This window comes from Photobacterium marinum, from assembly GCF_000331515.1.
Lineage (GTDB): Bacteria > Pseudomonadota > Gammaproteobacteria > Enterobacterales > Vibrionaceae > Photobacterium > Photobacterium marinum.
This window is the reverse complement of record NZ_AMZO01000003.1, coordinates 135,066-154,309: the sequence shown is the minus strand read 5'-3', so window position 1 is coordinate 154,309 and position 19,244 is coordinate 135,066. Positions and strand designations below refer to the sequence as shown.

Genomic DNA, 19,244 nt, shown 5'->3' with positions numbered 1-19,244 from the left:
GTAGTTGGACACGATTAAGCAATACAGCCGACTTTTGCTGGGAGCACTGTTAGTGGTGCTCTCCCTGTCACTGATTTTTGTGGTGGGGTATGCCCAGGCACTGAAAAGTTACCAGCAGCAAAGCCGGGATGCGGTTTTGGCTCAGACGGAAGCCGCCCGTATCGGTATCGAGCAGATCCTGAGCTCCGGCGTGCCTCTGCATGATATCGCCGGGCTGGAAAAGGTGCTGTCACCGATTGTTCAGGCTGATCGTTCGGTTGTAGACATCCGGGTGATCTCCGGCCAGCAAGAACTTTACCGCTACACTACCGATGATTTTGACGGCAGTCTGATCACCATTCCACTCAGCAATAAGTTTGCTCAGGTCGGTGTGCTTGAAATCCTGCTCAGTGACAGTGAAGTGGAAAAGGCGATCAATGAGAGCTTTCGTCCAATGATCGGTCTGATTGCGATTTTGGTTGTGCTATTCGTGTTCATGGTGCTGCGCAGTGACGATCCGCGCATTTACTTCACCGCTTTTGGCATGGTGTTCCTGACAATGTCAGTTTGCGTGATGATGATGGTGGGGGCGCTGTATAAATCCGGCCTGGAAAATAAAGCTAACTCCATGGCCAATATTGTTACCCAGCGTCTGGCTCCGGTACTGACTTTAGGCATCAATCCTGACCATGTCAGTGGTATGGATGCCATGCTCGACAGCTTCCGCCAGTCGAACAAAGAAGTATCCGGTATTGTCGTAGAAAGTCAGTCTCGCCTGATTGCCCGCAGTCAGGGTGACCAGGCGATGGCAGCAGTTGAAAGTGTGGCGGAGTTCCCGGTTGCCGACAGCAAGGGGAACAAGGTAACCATTTCATTCAATCCGAAGGCTTTGGTTTCTAAGCTGTTACAAATCCTGAAAAACTTCGCCATCTTGTTTGCCGGTTGTGCGTTTATCTGTTTTGCCTTTATTCGTTTGCTCAGTCAGTCGAAAAAGAAGCGACGCTCAGATGTGGTACTGGCACAGATTAAACCTTTGCTACTGGTGACTGTGCTGATGGAGTCACTGATGGCGCCTGTGCTGCCACAGTATCTGACTCAGGTTGCGCTGGAAAATGGCGGTACTGAAGCCTGGTCGTCGTACTTTTTTACTGTCTACTTTGTTGGTTTTGCCGCGACCTTGCTGCCGGCTTCTCGCTTGGTGGAAATTTTCGATATCCGTCGGGTGCTGACAATTGGGATCATGCTTTCGAGTTTTGGTTGCCTGATGCTGGCTTATGACTCGCACTTAGTGACGGTGTTGGCGGCGCGTCTGATGTCCGGTGTTGGCCAGGCGGTGATCTTTATTTCCGTTCAGGGCTATATCCTGCGTTTTAGCGATCAGTCTAATAAAACCCAGGCTGCCGGTATTATCGTGTTTTGTTTCAATGCCGGGTTTATCTCCGGTGCCGCGATTGGTGCGCTGTTGGCTGATTCGCTGGGTGAAAGCGGTATCTTCCAGCTGTCTGCGCTGGTGGGGGGATTGATGTTCCTGTTCAGCATGGTGCTGCCTTCGATGAAGGCGAAAAGCGGCAATAAAGGCACTCTGGTTGATAACCTGAAATCCATGATGCGTGATTCGGCTGAGCTGATCCGCGTTCCATCCTTTATTCGTACTATGCTGCTGGTGGGGATTCCGACCAAGATGATGCTGACGGGTGTGGTGTCGTTTGCTGTGCCGATTTTGCTGAGCCAGAAAGGTGTTGCTAAAGAAAGCATCGGTCAGGTTCTGATGGCATACGCATTTGCTGTGTTGTTTATCAGTGGCAAAGTGTCACCGCTGATTGATAAGTTCGGTTCAAGTAAGTGGGCACTGTGTCTGGGGAATGTGATTGCTGCGTTGTCACTGGTGGTGCTTGGCGTCGCTTTTGCGTTGGAAGATGCCGGATATACCGTTTATGTCGCGACAGCCTCAATGCTTGTCATGGGGATATCCCATGGCTTTATCAATGCACCGGTAGTCACCCACGTAGTGAGTTCCACAACCGGAAACAGTGCCAACTCTGTTGCATCAACTTATCGCTTCCTTGAGCGCCTCGGCCATGTAATGGGATCAGTGGTGGTCGGTCAACTGATCGCGTCTTTCGGCAATCAGTCGGCGTTTTGGGGGCTGGCAGGCTTTTTTGCCTTCGCTGGCGTCACGATGTGGTTGTTTGACCGTCCGGCAAAGCAGGAGGTAATGGCATGATCAATCGTTACCTGATGTCGTTGATTATCTGTTGCCTGCTGGCCTCGGGTGCTGCAATGGCGAACTGGCCTCAATGGCTTGGTGAAGAAATAAATACACACCACCAAGCGGACTGGAAGATTGAACCGGCAGGTAATTCGGTCACATTCATTCCCCGAGGTGAGCAGCCGAAAGTCTGGGTGCTGATTTCCCGTAAAGCTCATTCTTATGACACAGCACTGTCAACCATGTTGACGGTTTTTCGCCGTGAGCTGAGCAGTGCGACGTTCCGTGTTTTTTTGCTTCCGGATAATCCGGCGACATTGAAGCGCTGGATTCAGGTTGCTGAAGAAAATGCCAACCTGATTTATACCGTCGGATCTAAAGCAACTGTCGCTATGCATAAGGTATATGCAGGCGGCAAGCTGCCAGTGGTGTCGGTCAATGCCAAAGATCCGGTATTGCTTGGCCTGACAAACAGCTATGAGACCAGCGGTGACAATTTTGCGTTTACGTCACTGAACCTGCCTGCTGATATCACTTTCAGTTTCCTGCGCCGCTTTAAGCCGGAGCTGACTCAAATCGGCATCCTGTACGCAAAAAGTAATACCAGTGCGTATTTGACGCAGTACTTGCCGCTGAAAGAAGAAGCGGAACAGCATGGTGTGCAGGTTTTCCCGATAGAAGTTGATGAGGGCGTGCGGGGCGGTTCATTGCAGGCTGTTATGAAGCATCAGGTGGCTGCTATGAAAGCAACTGATCCTGAGTTGGAAAACTCTTTGCTCTGGCTGACAGGCAGCTCAAGCCTGCTTGATCGTGTCGATGACATCTACACCTTTTCTGACAAGTTGCCAATGCTGACTGTAGTGCCGGATGCGGTAAACGGCAGTGAAAACAGTGCGCTGATGTCAGTTGGTGTCAGCTTTGAAAATAACGCCCACCAGGCGGCCTTGTACGGCATCCGAATTTTGCGGGATGGTGAAGAGCCAGCCTCTTTGCCAGTTGGCTTGCTATCACCGCCTGATATTTCCATCAGCTTTAAACAGGCTGAGCGGATTAATGTGCAGATCCCGTTTGTATTGATTGAAATGGCCAGCGACATCTACGCCCATAATGGCGGGATGATTCGTGCCGCCGGTATGAGTATGGAGACCTCCGACCTATGAAGCAGTGGCTTTCGATTGCTCTGATGCTGACATTGACCGGTGCCAGTGGCTCAGCTCTGGCTGATAACCGACCAGAGCGCCTGTTGTTGGCGACTCAGGAATGGTTTCCTTACCAGTATCAGGAAAACGGAGAGATGAAAGGCTCCGGTATCGAAAAGATCAAATGTGTACTGAAGGTGATGGAACAGCCTTATCAGCTGACGATGACCCGATGGGACCGGGCTCAGTTGCTGACAGAAGTCGGCACTCAGCACGGCTTTTTCCTCGCTTCTCATAACGTCAAGCGTGATGAATATGCTGTTTATTCTTTACCTGTATCCGAGCAGAACTGGAGCTGGTTTTCGCTTTCAGGTCTGACGGATATTAACAGCAAAATGTTCAAACGACAGATTGAAGTTGCGGCGTTATTCGGCTCCAACAAATGGTTCTGGCTGCACAAGAACGGCTATCGCGTCACTAAGAATCCGCGCTCACCAAAAGCCATGCTTGAGCTGATGCTCAATGGTGAGGTTGGGGCAATCCTGGGTAATGATGCGGTGATTGAAGAAACCATCAAAAAGATGGGCATCAGTTACCGTGCTATTTCTAAAACCCGGGTTCAGTCTCAGCCGTTGGGTGTGTATTTCTCGAAAGCTTTTGTTGAGAAATACCCGCAGTTCTTAGTTGAATTTAATCGCGCATCGAAACAATGTAAGGGTAACTAATATGCCTCTATCAATAAGAATTATCAGTTCTCCTGAAGGCGAGAGCATTTCGGAATGGAACAAATCGTTCCCGGAAGACGGAGGAGATATTGGTCGCGCTTTCGGCGCCACCATGCAGCTAAGTGATGCGCGACGTGAAGTTTCTGGTACTCACGCCATTATCCGTAAAACCTCGCGCGGCTATCAGGTCATGGATAACAGCACGAATGGCTTGTTTATCAATGGTTCCGCTTCCCCGCTGGGTAAAGGAAACCAGTCAACGCTTAACGATGGTGATGTGCTGGATATCGGTAAGTACCGCTTGCTGGTGTCGTGCTTTATTCCGGAGCAGGCGAAAGCACAAGATTTCTCAGCTGCCGTACAGGGTAACTCAGTATTCGGTGATGACCCGTTCAGTAACGAAACAGAAGCTTTTCCTGAACCTCAGGTTGTTCAGGCTGAAGAGCCTGCTTTTACTTTTGCAGCGGCCACTCATGAAGTAGTTGCCGATGACCCGTTTCTGGCTGAAGAAGTTGAAAAGCGGACTGAGCGTCGTGAGTTCGATTTGAGCTTCTCTGCCTTTGATGATGATCCTTTGGCAGACGCAGAGTTGCAGGTGAACCTGCCGACTCATATGTCCGAGTCTCAATCAAAGCCTGAACTTCAGTCTCAATCGAATATGGGAGCTCAAATGGGACTGACGGAGTTTCGTCACCATGAGCAGCGGATGCAGGAGCAGATGGATAAAGCGCTGGAAATGGCGCTGAACCGTTTGCTGGCAGATATCTCGCCTGAGGCGACAGAATCTATGTTTGATTACCTGACGACACCAGGTTTCTGGTCGCGCAAGCCAAAGTACTGGGATATGTACAAGCGCCATTTCAACCGTCAGGTAGAAAGTCGTGACTGGCACATTAAGTTCCATGCGTATTTTCATGATGCGCTTCGTCTTCAGCGCAACATGGACGGAGGTAGCTAATGATTAGGGTAATCACTTCGCTGTTGCTGGCAGCATTGCTGTCCGGTTGCAGCTTTTGGGGCGATGAGGTGCTGGCACCTAGGCTGGTACTGAATATTCAGGCTGCCTCAAATATCAATCCGAATGTCGAAGGGAAGCCTTCTCCGGTGGAAATCAGGGTTTATCAGCTGACGGATAGTCAGGCTTTTTCGCTGGCGGATTTCATTCAGATTTATAACGACGAGCAGGGCGTACTGAAAGCCGAGTTACTGGTTGCGCGCCAGCTTGCCAGCGTATTGCCGGGAGAAACCCGTCAGGAAAGCTTACCGTTGGCGGCCAATACCAAATTCATAGGTGTGATTGCCGGGTTTGCCGATTATCGCGAAGCGAAAAACAAAGTGATTTATAAGCCGCTGATTGTCGGATCGGCTGCCATCAATATCGAGCTGGATGGCATCAACCTGTCTGTTTCGGGTGAAGAGGAAGAATAATGGATAGTAACAAAGTCGTCTGGAGTGAAGGGATGTTCCTTTCTCCGCAGCATTTTCAGCAGCAGGAACGCTATGTTGAAAACTTTACCCGTGAATTCGCCGGTCAGATGGTGCCACAGTGTTTTGGTTTAACACAGCTGGAGCTGGACCGCTCAATGCTGAACATCGGTAAGGTGTCGGTACGCCGAGCAAGAGGTATTTTCCCTGACGGAACGCCGTTTGAAATCAAACAGGCCCTGGTGCTGGATATCCCTAAAAATACCAATCACAAGAAAGTGTACCTGGCTCTGCCTGTGTCCCGTTCAGGTGCGGTTGATGTCGGTGAGGACCAGCGTTTGCGCCATAAACCGCTTGAACACAATGTTTTTGATACCAGCCGAGAGCACAGTGATGCGGTTCAGTTAGAGCTGGCTGAACTGAATATTGAACTCAAACTGGAAGGCGAAGAGCTACAGGATTACACCCTAATTTCGGTGGCTGATGTCAGCGAACATAAATCAGAAGGGGCGGTAATACTGAACCAGGCTTTTGTTCCTCAGTGTCTGCATTTTGGTGTGTCGAATTACCTTAAAGACTGCGTTGCAGATGTGTTTGCTCAGGTGCAGTACCGCGCCCGGACAATTTCGACTCGTTTACAAGCCGAAAGCAACAGTAAGAGCTATCAGGCGCTGATGCGCGATTATCTCTGGTTGCAGGTGCTGGGTAAATGGATGCCGTTGCTGGAGCAGTGGAATGAAGATGCCACTTTGCTGACCAAACAGCTTTATCTCGAATGTACTTCAATGGCAGGACAGATGCAGGGGCTGGAAGGGAAGATGCCGAAGTCTTTCCCGACTTGGAATCAGAATGATCTGTACGGGATTTTCTCTTCTGTGTTCTCTGAGTTGTTGGTGCTATTGCGTGAAGTGCAGATCGACAATGTTTCTACTTTGAAATGGGATACCCAGCTATTTGCTACACGCCGCTTGTTGCGCACTCTGGTTCAGGATCGCAGCCTTTACAATGAAGGCCGTTTCGTTCTGGTTGCTACGTCCTCAATCGGTGCATCCCGTCTGGGCGAAGAGTTCCCTAAAGCGACTAAGCTGGCGGGTAACAGTGATATTGCCGGTCTGGTGCGTAATGCCCTGTCCGGTGTGCCGCTGCGCCACCTTCCTTATGCGCCTTCCGAGCTGAAGTCACGCCATGATGCCGCTTATTTTGAAGTTGATACTAAATCAGAGCTCTGGCAGTCGCTGGTGAAAAAAGACGAAGCGATTGCGCTGCATATCGACGAGCGTATCGAAGACATTCACGTTGAGTTTCATGTGATTAGGTAGGTGAGTCGTGTCCGGATTATTTAATGAAGAGCCAACCATTCAGGTTCGCCGTACCCAGGCAAGTGCGCAGCCGACACAAACAGCGAGCCGACCAAGTGAGGTGGATCTGTCGGGCACAGAGCGCCTGATTGAAAACCTGGCTGTTTATGGCAGTCCATTGCTCAATGCCGCTACTGAATTGTTGGGTATTCTGGTTACCGTGCCGCGTCAGGGCTCACCGCGCGATGTCGATCGTTTCCGGCAGAAGCTATTGGATGCGATTGCTGCTTTTCGCCAGCGTGGTCTGTATCTCGAATATCACCCGAGCATTATTGAGAAAAGCTGTTTTGTGCTGTGTGCCGCTTTTGATGAGGCAATTCTCTATACCTCATGGGGTGAGCGTACGCGTTGGGAAAATCACTCTTTGCTGAGTAAGGTTTTCTCGCAGCGAAACGGTGGTGAAGTCTTTTTCGCTTTGCTCGACAAAGCCGGCCAGCAACCTGCCAAGCTGGTGGATTTTATCGAGCTTCAGTACGTGTTACTGATGCTGGGATTCAAAGGTCGTTACCGTCACGGTGATGAAAGCCGGTTGCATGAGATTAAATCTGATGTTTACGCCCTGATCCGCCATTACCGGGCAGAAAGCCCGATGCCGGTTCCGCGCACACCGGAACTTATTGAAGGCAAGCAGCCGTGGCGCATGCTCAGTATGGGAAAAATGCTGGCGATAGCCACGTTGGTGATGGCTTCCGGTTATGGGGCTTCTGAGTACTGGTATATGAACCGCAGCCAGCCGATTTTGCAGCAGTTCAGCACTATCGACATGTCAGGCGTGAGCCTGAAAAAAGCCAGTCAGGATCTGATTTACCTCAGTACAGAGGCCGATATCGGTCATGCAGCTGTAAGCGAAAAACTGGAAGAGGAGAAGCCAAAAGCCGCTCCGGCTCAGCAATGGGAAGTGGTATTGGCGGTATTCTCGCGATCAAGTGACGCCGTGCGTCTTTCCTCTGAGTTGAAGCAGTCCGGTTATGACGCCTTTACCCGAGAAACTGACCATGGGATAGAGCTGTTTATTCGTGCTGGTGACAACCTGGCCGTGATTCGCAAGCTGAAGAACGAGCTGAACGTTCGCTACGGTCTCAACGCGACGATTCGAAGAGCGCAGAAGTAACATGATGAAAAAAGTATTGGCAATTTTAGCTGCTGTGTTGGTTGTAGGTGCAACCATTGGTCTTTGGTTATTGCTACCGGCAGAAGAACTGAACTGGCTGAAATACACAGCAACTACTATCAGCACCGTGACTGTTATCCTGGTGCTGTGGTGGTGGTTGAAAACACGTAAAAAACAGCAGCAGGATACGGAGCTGCACGATCAACAGGTACTGCTTAAGCAGGATACCCGCGTTATTCAGCAGTTGTTCGCTCAGGCGACCAGGAAAATTCGAGGTCATGGACGTAATAAGCTCGACAGCTTGTACAGTCTGCCGTGGTACTTGGTTCTGGGCGGCGAGAAAGACGCAAAAAGTGCAGTGTTACAGCAAAATGGGTTGGAGCCTGTTATTGAACATCATCTTGATGAGAGCGATACCGAGCAGTACCTGCGATTCTGGAGTAACGATCATGCCGTGGTTGTCGAAGTAGGTCACCGCATTTTTGATAGCGAAGGGGTAGATGAAGCGCTGTGGCAGGTGTTGTCTCAGCAACTGTTGAAGTACCGTCCTCGCCAGGGTCTCAACGGCATCATCACCATCATTGGCTGTGATCGTCTGTTAAAAGGTGACCGTAAAGAGCGCCAGAAGCTTAGCAGCATCTATCAGGAAGCAGCTCTGTCGATGAGTGGTGCGCTACAGCTGAACTTGCCGGTTTACAGCCTGTTTTCTAAAGCCGACAGTATTGCTGACTTTATCGAGTTTTTTGAAAGCTTTTCGGGATGTGACGTTGAGAATCCATTTGGTGTGACGTTCCCGTGTGATGCTTCCCGTCGTTTTGATAAGCATTACTTTGAAGGCCAGATAAAGGAGCTGTTGAAGTCTCTGGGTCAGCAGCAGTTCGAGCTGTTGAGAAATATCAGCAGTGAAAAATCCGGTTCAGTGATTGGTCTTCCTTATCAGCTACGCATCTTTTTTGAGCGTGCTAATGAGTTACTGACGGAAATTGGGCGTGAAAACCGTGTTCGGGAAGCAGTCTGGATCCGTGGTGCTTACCTGCTTTCTTCAGGACAAAAAGGGCCGGTGCATGATCTTTTGTCTCAGGTGGTTGCTGATCGCGCTGAGTTCAACACCCAAAGTACTCGTGAGCAACTTCCTTCTCGCCGCAGTTACTTTACATCTCGTCTGTTCAGCCATGTGATTTTACCGGAAAAGGGAATTACGGGTGTAAACGAATGGCGCCATGCCGGTTATCTGGCAGCCCGAACAGTGATCCTGTTGATGGTTGTCAGTGTTGTTTCAATGGCTGGTTTGCTCCTGAAGAACAACTGGAACAACGACGAGCTGTGGCGTGCCGATGCAATGGCTCAGCTACGCCTGTATGGCAGCGATATTCAAAGACTGGAGAAGAATTACTCTATGTCGGAGATGATTGCGGTGCTTAACGAGCTTCGTAGTGTTGCTGTTCAGGGCATTGAGCCTAAAGCCTGGTATCAGCAGGTTAGTGTTAAGCAGAGTGATACTGCCGAGCGCATCTACAGCACGTATGAGGAACAGTTGAACGTAATTTTGCTGCCGAAGCTGGAAGAGCTAATCAGTAGTGAGTTGTATGTTTACGTCAACCTGGGGAACCCGAGTAAGATCTTTGAAATCCTGCGTTACTACCAGATGCTGTTTGATCGTCAGCAACTGGATATCAACGAGATGCAGACTTATTTGTTAGATAACCTGAAAGATCAGGGGGATATCTCTTCAGATGATATCAATATTCTTTCGCTGCTTATCGATGATCTGTTCAACAGCAATTACGAGAAACACCTCGATCCGAATCAGGAACTGATTGCTGTCGCATCCAACAACCTTGAAGGTTTATCACCGGAGCGACTGATTTACGCGCGTATCAAGAGTCTGCCGGAGTATCGCACTCAAGTTGATGTTCGCCGTCAGCTGGGTGATAAGTTCGATACCATGTTTGAATTTTCAGACGACTTCCACGGCTACCTGATCCCGGAGATCTTTACTAAACAGGGATACAGCCAGGTTGATTTGACGGCAAAGTCAGAACTGTTACGACGTCAGCTAAAAGAGTTTAAGGCGATTCAGGGCGATATGTCCGGTGCTTCGGTTACTGAACTGACGGACTTAAGCAAGCAGATCCAGCGTCTTTATTTTGCTGACTACATTTACTACTGGAAAGATCTGGTTAACAACATCCACATCAAACAGTTCGGCTCACCAACAGAGTTTGCGTATGCACTGAAGAGTGCCCGAGAACCAGCAACCAGCCCTGTTCTGGATGTATTAGGTGCAGTTGTTGTTAATACAACGTTGGCAGTAGAAGAGCAGCCGGATACCAAAGGCAACAAACGACTGGCTCGACAGCTTGGTCTGAAGAAAGCATCAAAAACGTTGCGTAAAGCTGATCGGATTAACCGTGCAGTGGGTGACAAGTTACTGCGCCTGCAACCGTCTTTTGTAGTTAACGAAGCTTTCATCGCATTCTCCAATTATGTCAATGGAGTCGGTAAATCAGGTGAAGTTGTACCGCTGGATAACCTGATTCAGGAATTCGATGTGCTTAACACCTACTTTGATGTTGCTTTGTCGAGCTCTGAGCCGGGTAAAGCGATGCATGAGTATGCGCTGGCGCATGCGAAAGGTAGTCAGGATGCAATTGTTGAATTCCAGCGCCAGAGCGGCAAAGCGCCTGGACAGGTAGCGAAATGGACGAAAAGCATTGCTAAACAGGCTTGGGGACAAGTGGTTAACGGCAGTGTGGGTTACCTGAATAAACAGTGGGATGAGCGTGTATATGAGTTTTATGTAACAGCAATTGAAGGACGTTTCCCATTTGCGATGCAGGGCCGTGGTGAAGTTGACCTTAGTGACTTTACTCAGTTTTTCAAACCGAAAGGCCGCGTTGATCAGTTTGTTGATGAACTGCTTAAGCCATTCGTTTATTGGGATAACGGCGTACTTAAGCTGAACCATGTTGATGGCCTCACGCTGCCAATCAGCCCTGAATTGCGCTCTCAGCTACGTAAAGCTCGTAAGTTGAGTCGGGCATTTTTCGGGCCGACCGGGCAGGAACTAGCGCTTAAACTGGAGCTGAAAGCCAGCTCAATGAGTACGTCGGTAACAGAATTCCAGATCCGTGAAGCTGAGACTGTGTTCGGATACCGACATGGTCCTCGAGTCTGGAAAGATATCAGCTGGCCGACAACCAGTGTTGAAGGGTATTTGAGTACGAATTTCTACCAAGGCAAGAATCGGGTAGCGATGCGATCTTACTCAGGTCAGTGGGCATTATTCCGAATGCTGTTTGATGGTGAGTCCAGTGCAACTGCCGCGCGTCTTGTGCGCAAACTGAATTACAAGGTCAGCGGAAACAACATTGTTGTTGATTATACGCTGCGTGATTCGAATCAGACGCTGGATAAGTCGCTGTTTACCGCGTTTTCACTGCCTGGCGAGATTTAAACTTTAATGCCTGACATAAAAGAAATAGAGACAGGTCCGGTTGAAGCCAGTGTGCTTCAACCGTCTGATCCGGATTGGAAGTCAGAGCAACTGGGTAAGCGCTACGCCCGTTGGGATGACATGATCCGTGAGTGGCAGGCATTGCAGGAGTGTAGGGGCTTTCGTGTTCAAAAAACGTTGGAAATGGATGAAAAAAAGCAGCTCATCCATTTTGAGTTTGACGCGAAAGCACGCCCTTTGAGCTCATTTGGCAAGGATGAGCAGGCACTGTTTATTGAGTTGTTGCCGGAAATAATCAGGGCCATTAATCATTGTCACCAGAACGGATGGGTTCATGGCGACATTAAGCCATCCAACATTTTGTTTATTCCTCAAAACAGAACCGTCCGATTGGTTGACTTCGGTGCAAGTTATCGAGTTGGGACAAGTCGAAGTGATTTGCCGACCTGGCAGGTTACACCAATGTTTGCCTCTGCTAATCAAATTGATGGGTGTGGTGTTGTGGATATAAAGGATGACTGGTTTGCATTGGTGAAATTAATTGAAATTTTTATTCGATCTTGTGCGGATGAAAAGTGTAAAGAAAAAGCGATATCTGTTCGAAGTATCGTAGAACGTTGGCTTTGAACATTGATCTAACCCTATTTAAGAGGGAAAGGGGTAAGTATGAATGCACATGATATAAAGACCGGTATTGTCGGTGCTTATAAAGAAGTAAAAAGAGATGCAAAAGACTTGTTCTTTGGGAATACTCGGCACAATGCATTTGGGATTCAGGACTCTCTGCTATTAGAGGCAAGGGAGTCAACTCTTTATGTGCTTGCAAATACCAATATTGAGCGCTCATTAACATTTGATACCGGTTTGATGGGGAACTACCTTGGTAGCACAACGCCATTGGAAGACTTGAAATCAGGTTGTACCTGGGTATTGGATAAAACAATTGGCCCTTCGATAACTCAATCAGCAGCAGGACAAAAAATCGCGGGTGCTGTAAGTTTTGTCGGTGAATCTATTTCTGCCGTTATGGCAAAAATTAAAGCATTAGTTGCTAGCTTTTTTCAAAGCGCAATTCAGAAAATGAAAAAGCATTATGAATGCTTTAAAGCTGCTGAATACTTAACTGAAGCTGGAACATGGTTAGCAAGTGAGTTTGCTGACAATTTAACGAACTTGATTCCCGGACTAAGCTACGCGCAAAATGCAGCAGACTTATACGAAGGTGTAAAAACCGCGGTTTTAAAGTCCAAGGACTTTGTGTCACAAATGTATAAGGGAATTGGTGTAGAGCTACTGAATGGCCATCCTTCAATCATATCTAAAGCACTGGCTAGGCATTCTCTGACTGGGGCTGCTGGTGGTATTGCAAAAGCAGGTGTTGCTTCAGCCAAAATTGGAATTGAGTCAGCCGCAAATGTGGCAGCAGGTGTGGGAACACTTGTAAGTGTGATAACTGGCTTAATTCAACGAATCCTTACGTTTATTGATAAAGTTGTTCAGTCATATCAGCTTAACAAAATTCTTGAAGATGCAAGGAATAAATATACCTGGAGTAAAATGGGTATGTCACTGAACCTGACTACGAATGAGCATAAGCGCTTTTGTGAGTGGTTCCAGGGGGCAGTAATTACCACTCCAATCGTTGCTGCGCTTGTTATGGGAAGTGGTTATGTGAGTCATCCATATTACTTCCTGAAACTTATAGATAGCAAAGATATGGTGCTGACTCAGAAGAAATTTAATAAGGGTGTTCATTATATACAAGAATTACAGAAACAATCTGGTAGTTATATTCGTGAATACTCAGATGCTTATGATATAACCTTTACAAACAGAGATGGCGTATTGGAATCGCAATTTAAATCATTGCGAGAGGGTACCAGGAAGTATTAATAATATTTATTTTAATACTAAACCACCGCCAATGGCGGTGGTGATTTTTTATGACATATCGATGACTATAACGTCGATATTTGAATGTTGTAATTCCGTCGGTTCTTATAAAAACAAGTAAAGCTTGAGGAATGAATGACCGTAAGCACAAAAATTAATGAGATTGAAAGTATCGCCGCCAGCCTTTCTTCAGATAGTACGTTGAAAAAGGTATTAACGGAGCTTTCTGGTATGTATCGGCGAGGCGATTTTCGCCTTAGTTTTAGTCTAACTAATGGCACGGCTAACACCATGCCGCTTTATTCCGCAGATGACCGCAAATTGGTTGGTGCTCATGTCTCTTTTCGGGATGATCTTCCTAATCTTATTCACGAGATGACACATGCCAGAGTACTTGAGTGCTACCGTTCAGATCTTGTGAACTATTATTGCCCCGACAATAACCCGATCGCTTTAGAGTTTGGTAAAGGCTCTGTTCCTGGTGCGCCAATTGATACAGTCTCGCTTATAGATACCTCCCTGAATAACCGCAGAAGGGCAAGATATCGTACAAACTGCAAAACGACGCTCGAAGGAAACCTGAATTGGTTAGCGAGAGTTGCTGAATCTGTCGATTATTCTGAGACTAACCATAAGTTCATGTCAGCAGAGAACAAGAGGCTACTTAAAATGCCTATGCAGACAGAAGAGGATATGAAACGTCATTGTTCACTAAATGCGATGATGATGGCTTCTGGTTTTGTACAAAAGTCACGTAAGTTTATGAAAGCTAATCGTATTAATGCGGACAGACTTGGTCAGGAGCAAGGACGAAAGAAAAGCTGGATTAAGGAGCGAATTAATTACGGTATGAACGGGATGGGCGGACTGGGGGACGTGCATTTTGAATATGATACCGTGGTTAACCAAATGCTTTTACAAATGCACCTTTGGGGCTATGAGGAAAGCCACGAGTTGTTTGCTGCTATTGGTAAGTTGGCACAAGAAGCCCATGAGCGTAGAGAGAGTGCATTTAATTCAACACTCCCAAGTATAAAAGAGCCTCGGAGTGTTATAGCGTCTTTATAATGCTTATAAAATTACCGATGATTAAAAGCATCGGTAATTTTAGCTCAGACCAGATCGGTAATTCAGTCTAACTATTTAGATTTATATTATCTTGCCTGAACTAATACACACTTATGCAGTTATATAACTTTTACTTTTCCTTCCAATGCTGGCTCGTCAGACTGCTCGTGGAAGCAGTTGATGAACTGACCCTTTTCAGCGTACATGGTGAGGAAATCAATAAGGTCATGCATTGAAATGGCCCTGACACCCAAATCAATCACACAACCTGCGTGGTGTCGATTGAAATCAGAGCCGACACGAATAATTAACTTATCTGGACTGATGATTTGTTTCGCGCGTTGCAAAAATGCCCGAACTTTACTTTTCCGTTTTGTTTTATCTCTGAATACCGGGGTTTTTACAGGAGTTCCGGCAAAGCTTCTGTCAGAATCAGCTTTACTGACCGCTGAGCGAATATTGCCACCCAACGCGATAGCATCTTGCGCCATACCGCTAGCCAAGCTGAGTCCTGTTGCATCACTGCTTGTTGAGGCAGATTTGTTTTTTGCTACTGGTGAGAACTGACTGGCACCCTTTTCCAACATTGTATTCGCAGCCTTCCCTAACATCTCGGCATTATTACTGCCGATAGAGCCACTGAGTGCGCCTTCTAAAACAGGAACAACTGTGTTGGCAAAACCAGCAGTTGCTCCCGTCATGACTAAATGGCCCGCATTGTTGATAACAGCACTACCAAAAGGACAAGCTGTTGCGGCATTCAACTCTTTGCTGCTGCGGTTAATCCAAATTTTAATGCTCTGATAGCGATTGGTGACGTATAGGTATTTTTCTTGTCTGGTTTCAATATAATCGAGTTCTGCAATAATGGACTCAATTACACCGGACATGAAAATGTCTTTTACTGATACGTCATAGGTTGATTTGTGAAGGTTCCTGATTGGTAATGCACCACGAACAGCAATCCCCATTTTTTTATCCGCAGTACAACCATTCATTTCATAACAAACTGTTGCATCTTCAAGTTGCCAGGGAAGTTTCATTCTTACCTTCTCCCATTAATATTATTTAATTCATAATGAAAGAGTAACGGATTTTATAAGTTTTCGGCGAGGGGGGGATTAGGACAGGTATGGGAAGCATTTAGGTCATATTTAATGGTTGGATAAGGAGCAATATACTGTATATTGCTCCTTCACATTAAGTGGATTGATTTATAATTACTATTACTTATCTTTCCATAAGTCTTTGTTATGATGCATTCTACAAAAGAAGTAAACTGAGAGCATTAAATGTTACTGTCAGCTTGTTTATGCTTACTTTAAAATACTAGGATCAGGTTTTATTTGTCTGACCACCTAAAAGGTTAAGATAACACTCAAACTCTGCGGTTTTTCTTAACGCATTAACAAAGATCGTTGGCTGAAACTGATAAGCTTCCATTAATATAAAGTCAAAGTGATTTTCGTTGATTTCATCTAGAATTAACAGTGAGATGATGCAGGCTTTCACATTGTCATCTTCAATATTAAGTTGGTTTGACTATACTGATTCAATTAACTTGTTAATTCTCTGAATCTGTCGATTATGATGCTCTTCGATCAACTGCTTCACCTAGGATATACAGTATTTCAAGGAATATATCATTTTGTTTGATGGTATCAGAAATTAGTTTGCACTGTTTATGATACACATTCATTAGAGCTTTCTTATGGCAATCTTCAATACTGTTATAATTACTTACAACGATAGCAATGCTGGTTTTTGTTATATCTTTCTGTAAATCCAGATCAAGTTCTTTGGCTAATACTATAGTTTTTTGTATTAAGCCTTTTTGTTCCGCTTTCTTTAAAGAGTCTCTAACATTTTCTTCATTAAATTTAATTCCGATATTTCTTAATTCATCAACTTTATGTTGCCAATTCATCATAAAACCTACTCTTATCTTAAAATATTTATTAAATTAAAATGCTAATTATTGAAACAAGCTTCAATAGAGCAGCATTCAAAGTGCCGAGTGATTTTATGGTTTCCAGTGACAGATAAAAGTCAACTTAAGTAAAGAACAATAAAGTCTTTTGAAACAATGACTTTATTTAGATTAATTACTCTAATTGTTGGTTTGACACTTCTCGACAACTAGTAAGATGTAATCCTACTCCTGTTATGCATATGAAATTACCATCATCATATAAGATCTTGAAAAACTCTCTTTTAGGAAATAGATGTTGGATCAACTTACTTTGAACACTTCTATTATCAGGACGGGTGTTTTGTGGATGAGTTAGAAAGGTATTTTCATTTGTAAAAAGTACAGAGTAAGAAGTATGGCGTAAGGTATTATTGTTATCATTTGAAATGGAAGTTGATACGGTCATAAAACCAAGATCATCTCTATTTATAGTATCACTCTCTGTATTTAAGTAAGTTTTATCTTTTTGATATGAGATACTTTTTGCATGTATATTTACAATTCCTGGCTTTTTCAAAGTATCAGGAGTATTACTGACGTTGGTTAATGCTATATATGAAGACATTAAAAAAGAGCATGTCACATAAATGATAATTCCTGTTTTAACTGCACTTCTCAACGATTCTCTCCAGAATGTAATCAAATTGATACTCTGACGTGAATGATAAGTTGGTTATATCTTTTTCATTCAATTGACTGGTTGTGAAAATACAAGACACATAAAAGCTGTCTGGATTTTTTGAAATAAATAGATTGTGAATGTTTTTAGGAAGTTTATTGTTTAAGTACTGATAAAGGTCATTACTCGCTTCTGTGTGATCGAGTATAAACGTTATGTTGTTATTGTTGATCTTGACCTGTTTATATTCAGGTGGATTATTTACGTTGTAAATAATGTCGAAAGTATAAAAGATATTAAGAGTGGCTATGATAAATACGGTGCCGTAAATCCAATCTTTTAGCTTTGTTGAGGATGATAAACCTGCGCTTATTTTTTGTTTTTTATTAAGTTTGGCGGGTTCATCTTCTTGTGAAGGTTTTACTTGTGTAGTTTGGGCTTTACGTTTGAGGTCATCCTGAAAAGCGATATGTCCAGGAAGTAACATGTAACCTTCCTTAGGCTTTGTTTTGATTATCTTTTGTTCTTTTCCGCTATCACCGAGCACCAAACGAAGCTGAGAGATTGATTGTGTTAAGTTGGCTTCAGATACAACACGCTCCCCCCATACCTGACTTAATAAATTTTCCTTACTAACATAGTTTCCTTCGTGTTGCTTTAAGATTGTGAGGATGTCGCTTTCTGTTGATTTTATTCGTTTGATTTGCTGTGTGTGGACGTTAATTAATTGATTATATGACGTTGGATTAAATTTCCACATACTATATGGCTATGATCTCATATTCTGATATTTTTATTTATTATAAATCATTTCATATTACGATAGTAGTTGTAATTGATAGTTAACTTATCCCTTCTAAACTAAGCCTCCAGTATGCGTGTTATCGATTACATTCCAACGTTTTCAATGACTAAGGTTAATTTATAAATTATTACAAAATTTATTAGCAACTTACTTTCGTTTAGGAAATTCGAAATGACTCTTTAAAAGCTATTGCTAAATGATTGTTCAATAGGCTTATTTGAATAAAAAAATACCGCGTATAAAATTATAAGCGGTATTGATGATGTTATTTGATAATCAATCAGAGGTCGCGATTTAGCTCTTCAGCAACTGCCAGTACTTCTGGTAAATCTGAATCGCATCGCCAACTTCGTTGGTGAATTCACCTTTATTGATATCTTCTTCTTTAGGGAAGATAGTCTGATTGTCTTGCACTTCTTTAGGTAGGAAATCTTTCGCTTTTTTATTTGGAGCAGGGAAACCGAATTCTTCTACAAGTTTCGCCTGATTTTCAGGGCGATAGATAAAGTCGATGAACTTGTGTGCAAGATCTTTGTTCTCACTACCTGCTGGAATGATGAAGTTATCCATCCACAGGATAGAGCCCTCACTCGGGTAAACGAATTCCAGTTCGTTCATTTCTTGTTTGGCAAGGTAAGCATTACCGTTCCACTGCATACCGACGTTTGCTTCACCGGTAACATAAGGAACGTGAGGTGCATCTGAGTTATAAACAACAATATTCGGACGTAGCTTCAGCAGGTACTCGTAGGCCTGCTTAATTTCTGACTCATTGATGGTGTTGATGCTGTGACCCTGTGCTTTCAGTGCCATACCGAAAACATCGCGAACATCATCAAGAAGCATTACTTGAAGGGCAAAGTCTTTATTCCACAGATCTTTCCAGCTGGAGACCTGCTCTGACTTGATGATATCTGAGTTATAGGAAATACCGGTTACGCCCCATACATAAGGAAGGGAGTAATCGTTTTTTGGGTCAAATTCCTGTCCAAGCAGGCCCGGATAGACATCGGCAAGGTTAGGAATTTTGGTTTTATCGATTTTGGCCAGCATACCTTCGCGGGACATTTTTTCGATAAAGTATGTTGAGGCAAAAACAACGTCGTAGCCTTTGTTATCAAGCAGTTTTAGCTTGGTATACATGCTTTCGTTGTTTTCAAATGTAGAGTAATTAACGGTGACGTCATATTGCTTCTCGAAAGCTTTCAGAACGTCAGTAGGCATGTACTCAGCCCAGTTGTAAACGTTAAGCACATCATTTGCTGCCGAAACATTAAATGCTGATAGTGCGAATGTTAGTGTGGTCACCCCTTTAAGAACTTTGTTCATCAGTTTGTCGTCCTATCGACTGGTAGAGTCAGAAATTGAAGGCGAATCATATGTAAGGCTTCAACTCTGTCAAAGAACAAAAGTTATTAATTTGACATCCGTCACGTTAATAAAATGCTTGTTTATTATATGAACCCGTGACAACATGCGCGCGT

Annotated in this window: 16 protein-coding genes; 11 read left to right on the top strand and 5 right to left on the bottom strand. The window is 45.0% G+C overall.

The genetic code is table 11. The features are described 5' to 3' along the window. Nucleotides 1-4 precede the first annotated feature (4 nt). The 11 genes from C942_RS04025 to C942_RS03975 all read left to right on the top strand — a co-directional run bounded on the left by C942_RS04025 (nucleotide 5) and on the right by C942_RS03975 (nucleotide 14,364). Entirely contained in the window at nucleotides 5-2,203 is a 2,199-nt protein-coding gene (locus C942_RS04025; protein WP_007462734.1) for an MFS transporter, read from the top strand. Further along, nucleotides 2,200-3,348, top strand: coding sequence for an ABC transporter substrate-binding protein (locus C942_RS04020; protein WP_007462732.1), 1,149 nt, complete (start codon nucleotides 2,200-2,202; stop codon nucleotides 3,346-3,348). Before C942_RS04025 ends, C942_RS04020 begins: the two co-directional genes overlap by 4 nt. After that, on the top strand, nucleotides 3,345-4,052 hold the full coding sequence (locus C942_RS04015; RefSeq protein ID WP_007462730.1) for a type 2 periplasmic-binding domain-containing protein: 708 nt from the start codon (nucleotides 3,345-3,347) through the stop codon (nucleotides 4,050-4,052). The genes C942_RS04020 and C942_RS04015 overlap by 4 nt, the downstream gene beginning before the upstream one ends. Before the next feature lies 1 nt (nucleotide 4,053). Then, nucleotides 4,054-5,010: a type VI secretion system-associated FHA domain protein gene (locus C942_RS04010; protein ID WP_007462728.1), complete on the top strand. Its 957-nt coding sequence runs from the start codon at nucleotides 4,054-4,056 to the stop codon at nucleotides 5,008-5,010. Then, nucleotides 5,010-5,480 carry a type VI secretion system lipoprotein TssJ gene (gene tssJ / locus C942_RS04005; protein WP_007462726.1) on the top strand — a complete coding sequence of 157 codons (471 nt, stop codon included), beginning with the start codon at nucleotides 5,010-5,012 and terminating at the stop codon, nucleotides 5,478-5,480. The genes C942_RS04010 and tssJ overlap by 1 nt, the downstream gene beginning before the upstream one ends. After that, nucleotides 5,480-6,796 carry a type VI secretion system baseplate subunit TssK gene (gene tssK / locus C942_RS04000; protein WP_007462724.1) on the top strand — a complete coding sequence of 439 codons (1,317 nt, stop codon included), beginning with the start codon at nucleotides 5,480-5,482 and terminating at the stop codon, nucleotides 6,794-6,796. The genes tssJ and tssK overlap by 1 nt, the downstream gene beginning before the upstream one ends. A gap of 7 nt (nucleotides 6,797-6,803) precedes the next feature. Further along, nucleotides 6,804-7,946, top strand: coding sequence for a type IVB secretion system protein IcmH/DotU (gene icmH, locus C942_RS03995; protein WP_007462722.1), 1,143 nt, complete (start codon nucleotides 6,804-6,806; stop codon nucleotides 7,944-7,946). Nucleotide 7,947: 1 nt separating this feature from the next. Then, nucleotides 7,948-11,403 (top strand): type VI secretion system membrane subunit TssM, encoded by a 3,456-nt coding sequence (gene tssM / locus C942_RS03990; protein WP_007462720.1) that lies wholly within the window; start codon nucleotides 7,948-7,950, stop codon nucleotides 11,401-11,403. Between the two features lie 6 nt (nucleotides 11,404-11,409). Continuing rightward, nucleotides 11,410-12,030, top strand: a complete 621-nt coding sequence (locus C942_RS03985; RefSeq protein WP_007462718.1) for a protein kinase domain-containing protein — start codon at nucleotides 11,410-11,412, stop codon at nucleotides 12,028-12,030. A 39-nt stretch (nucleotides 12,031-12,069) separates the two neighbouring features. After that, on the top strand, nucleotides 12,070-13,296 hold the full coding sequence (locus C942_RS03980) for a hypothetical protein (RefSeq protein WP_007462716.1): 1,227 nt from the start codon (nucleotides 12,070-12,072) through the stop codon (nucleotides 13,294-13,296). Between the two features lie 135 nt (nucleotides 13,297-13,431). After that, a complete protein-coding gene (locus C942_RS03975) occupies nucleotides 13,432-14,364 on the top strand; it encodes a hypothetical protein (protein ID WP_007462714.1) in 933 nt (310 codons plus the stop codon). A 119-nt stretch (nucleotides 14,365-14,483) separates the two neighbouring features. On the opposite strand, the gene C942_RS03970 is transcribed toward C942_RS03975, so the two are convergent. The 5 genes from C942_RS03970 to C942_RS03955 all read right to left on the bottom strand — a co-directional run bounded on the left by C942_RS03970 (nucleotide 14,484) and on the right by C942_RS03955 (nucleotide 19,089). Next, a complete protein-coding gene (locus C942_RS03970; RefSeq protein WP_007462712.1) occupies nucleotides 14,484-15,407 on the bottom strand; it encodes a hypothetical protein in 924 nt (307 codons plus the stop codon). Between the two features lie 542 nt (nucleotides 15,408-15,949). Next, complete coding sequence (locus C942_RS03965; protein ID WP_007462708.1) at nucleotides 15,950-16,294, bottom strand: hypothetical protein; 345 nt, start codon at nucleotides 16,292-16,294, stop codon at nucleotides 15,950-15,952. Nucleotides 16,295-16,469: 175 nt separating this feature from the next. Beyond that, nucleotides 16,470-16,955 carry a hypothetical protein gene (locus C942_RS24980; RefSeq protein ID WP_157372547.1) on the bottom strand — a complete coding sequence of 162 codons (486 nt, stop codon included), beginning with the start codon at nucleotides 16,953-16,955 and terminating at the stop codon, nucleotides 16,470-16,472. After that, the gene (locus C942_RS24280) at nucleotides 16,939-17,715 is read right to left on the bottom strand and encodes a winged helix-turn-helix domain-containing protein (RefSeq protein WP_007462706.1); all 777 of its coding nucleotides are present in this window, start codon (nucleotides 17,713-17,715) and stop codon (nucleotides 16,939-16,941) included. The genes C942_RS24980 and C942_RS24280 overlap by 17 nt, the downstream gene beginning before the upstream one ends. Nucleotides 17,716-18,054: 339 nt before the next feature. Then, a complete protein-coding gene (locus C942_RS03955; RefSeq protein ID WP_007462704.1) occupies nucleotides 18,055-19,089 on the bottom strand; it encodes an ABC transporter substrate-binding protein in 1,035 nt (344 codons plus the stop codon). Nucleotides 19,090-19,244 lie beyond the last annotated feature (155 nt).

What these genes read in the sequence shown, in the direction of transcription:
- C942_RS04020 (WP_007462732.1), top strand. Translation starts at nt 2,200, where the DNA reads ATGATCAATCGTTACCTGATGTCGTTGATTATCTGTTGCCTGCTGGCC.
- C942_RS04015 (WP_007462730.1), top strand. Translation starts at nt 3,345, where the DNA reads ATGAAGCAGTGGCTTTCGATTGCTCTGATGCTGACATTGACCGGTGCC.
- C942_RS04010 (WP_007462728.1), top strand. Translation starts at nt 4,054, where the DNA reads ATGCCTCTATCAATAAGAATTATCAGTTCTCCTGAAGGCGAGAGCATT.
- tssJ (WP_007462726.1), top strand. Translation starts at nt 5,010, where the DNA reads ATGATTAGGGTAATCACTTCGCTGTTGCTGGCAGCATTGCTGTCCGGT.
- tssK (WP_007462724.1), top strand. Translation starts at nt 5,480, where the DNA reads ATGGATAGTAACAAAGTCGTCTGGAGTGAAGGGATGTTCCTTTCTCCG.
- tssM (WP_007462720.1), top strand. Translation starts at nt 7,948, where the DNA reads ATGATGAAAAAAGTATTGGCAATTTTAGCTGCTGTGTTGGTTGTAGGT.
- C942_RS03985 (WP_007462718.1), top strand. Translation starts at nt 11,410, where the DNA reads ATGCCTGACATAAAAGAAATAGAGACAGGTCCGGTTGAAGCCAGTGTG.
- C942_RS03980 (WP_007462716.1), top strand. Translation starts at nt 12,070, where the DNA reads ATGAATGCACATGATATAAAGACCGGTATTGTCGGTGCTTATAAAGAA.
- C942_RS03975 (WP_007462714.1), top strand. Translation starts at nt 13,432, where the DNA reads ATGACCGTAAGCACAAAAATTAATGAGATTGAAAGTATCGCCGCCAGC.
- C942_RS03970 (WP_007462712.1), bottom strand. Translation starts at nt 15,407, where the DNA reads ATGAAACTTCCCTGGCAACTTGAAGATGCAACAGTTTGTTATGAAATG.
- C942_RS03965 (WP_007462708.1), bottom strand. Translation starts at nt 16,294, where the DNA reads ATGATGAATTGGCAACATAAAGTTGATGAATTAAGAAATATCGGAATT.
- C942_RS24280 (WP_007462706.1), bottom strand. Translation starts at nt 17,715, where the DNA reads ATGTGGAAATTTAATCCAACGTCATATAATCAATTAATTAACGTCCAC.
- C942_RS03955 (WP_007462704.1), bottom strand. Translation starts at nt 19,089, where the DNA reads ATGAACAAAGTTCTTAAAGGGGTGACCACACTAACATTCGCACTATCA.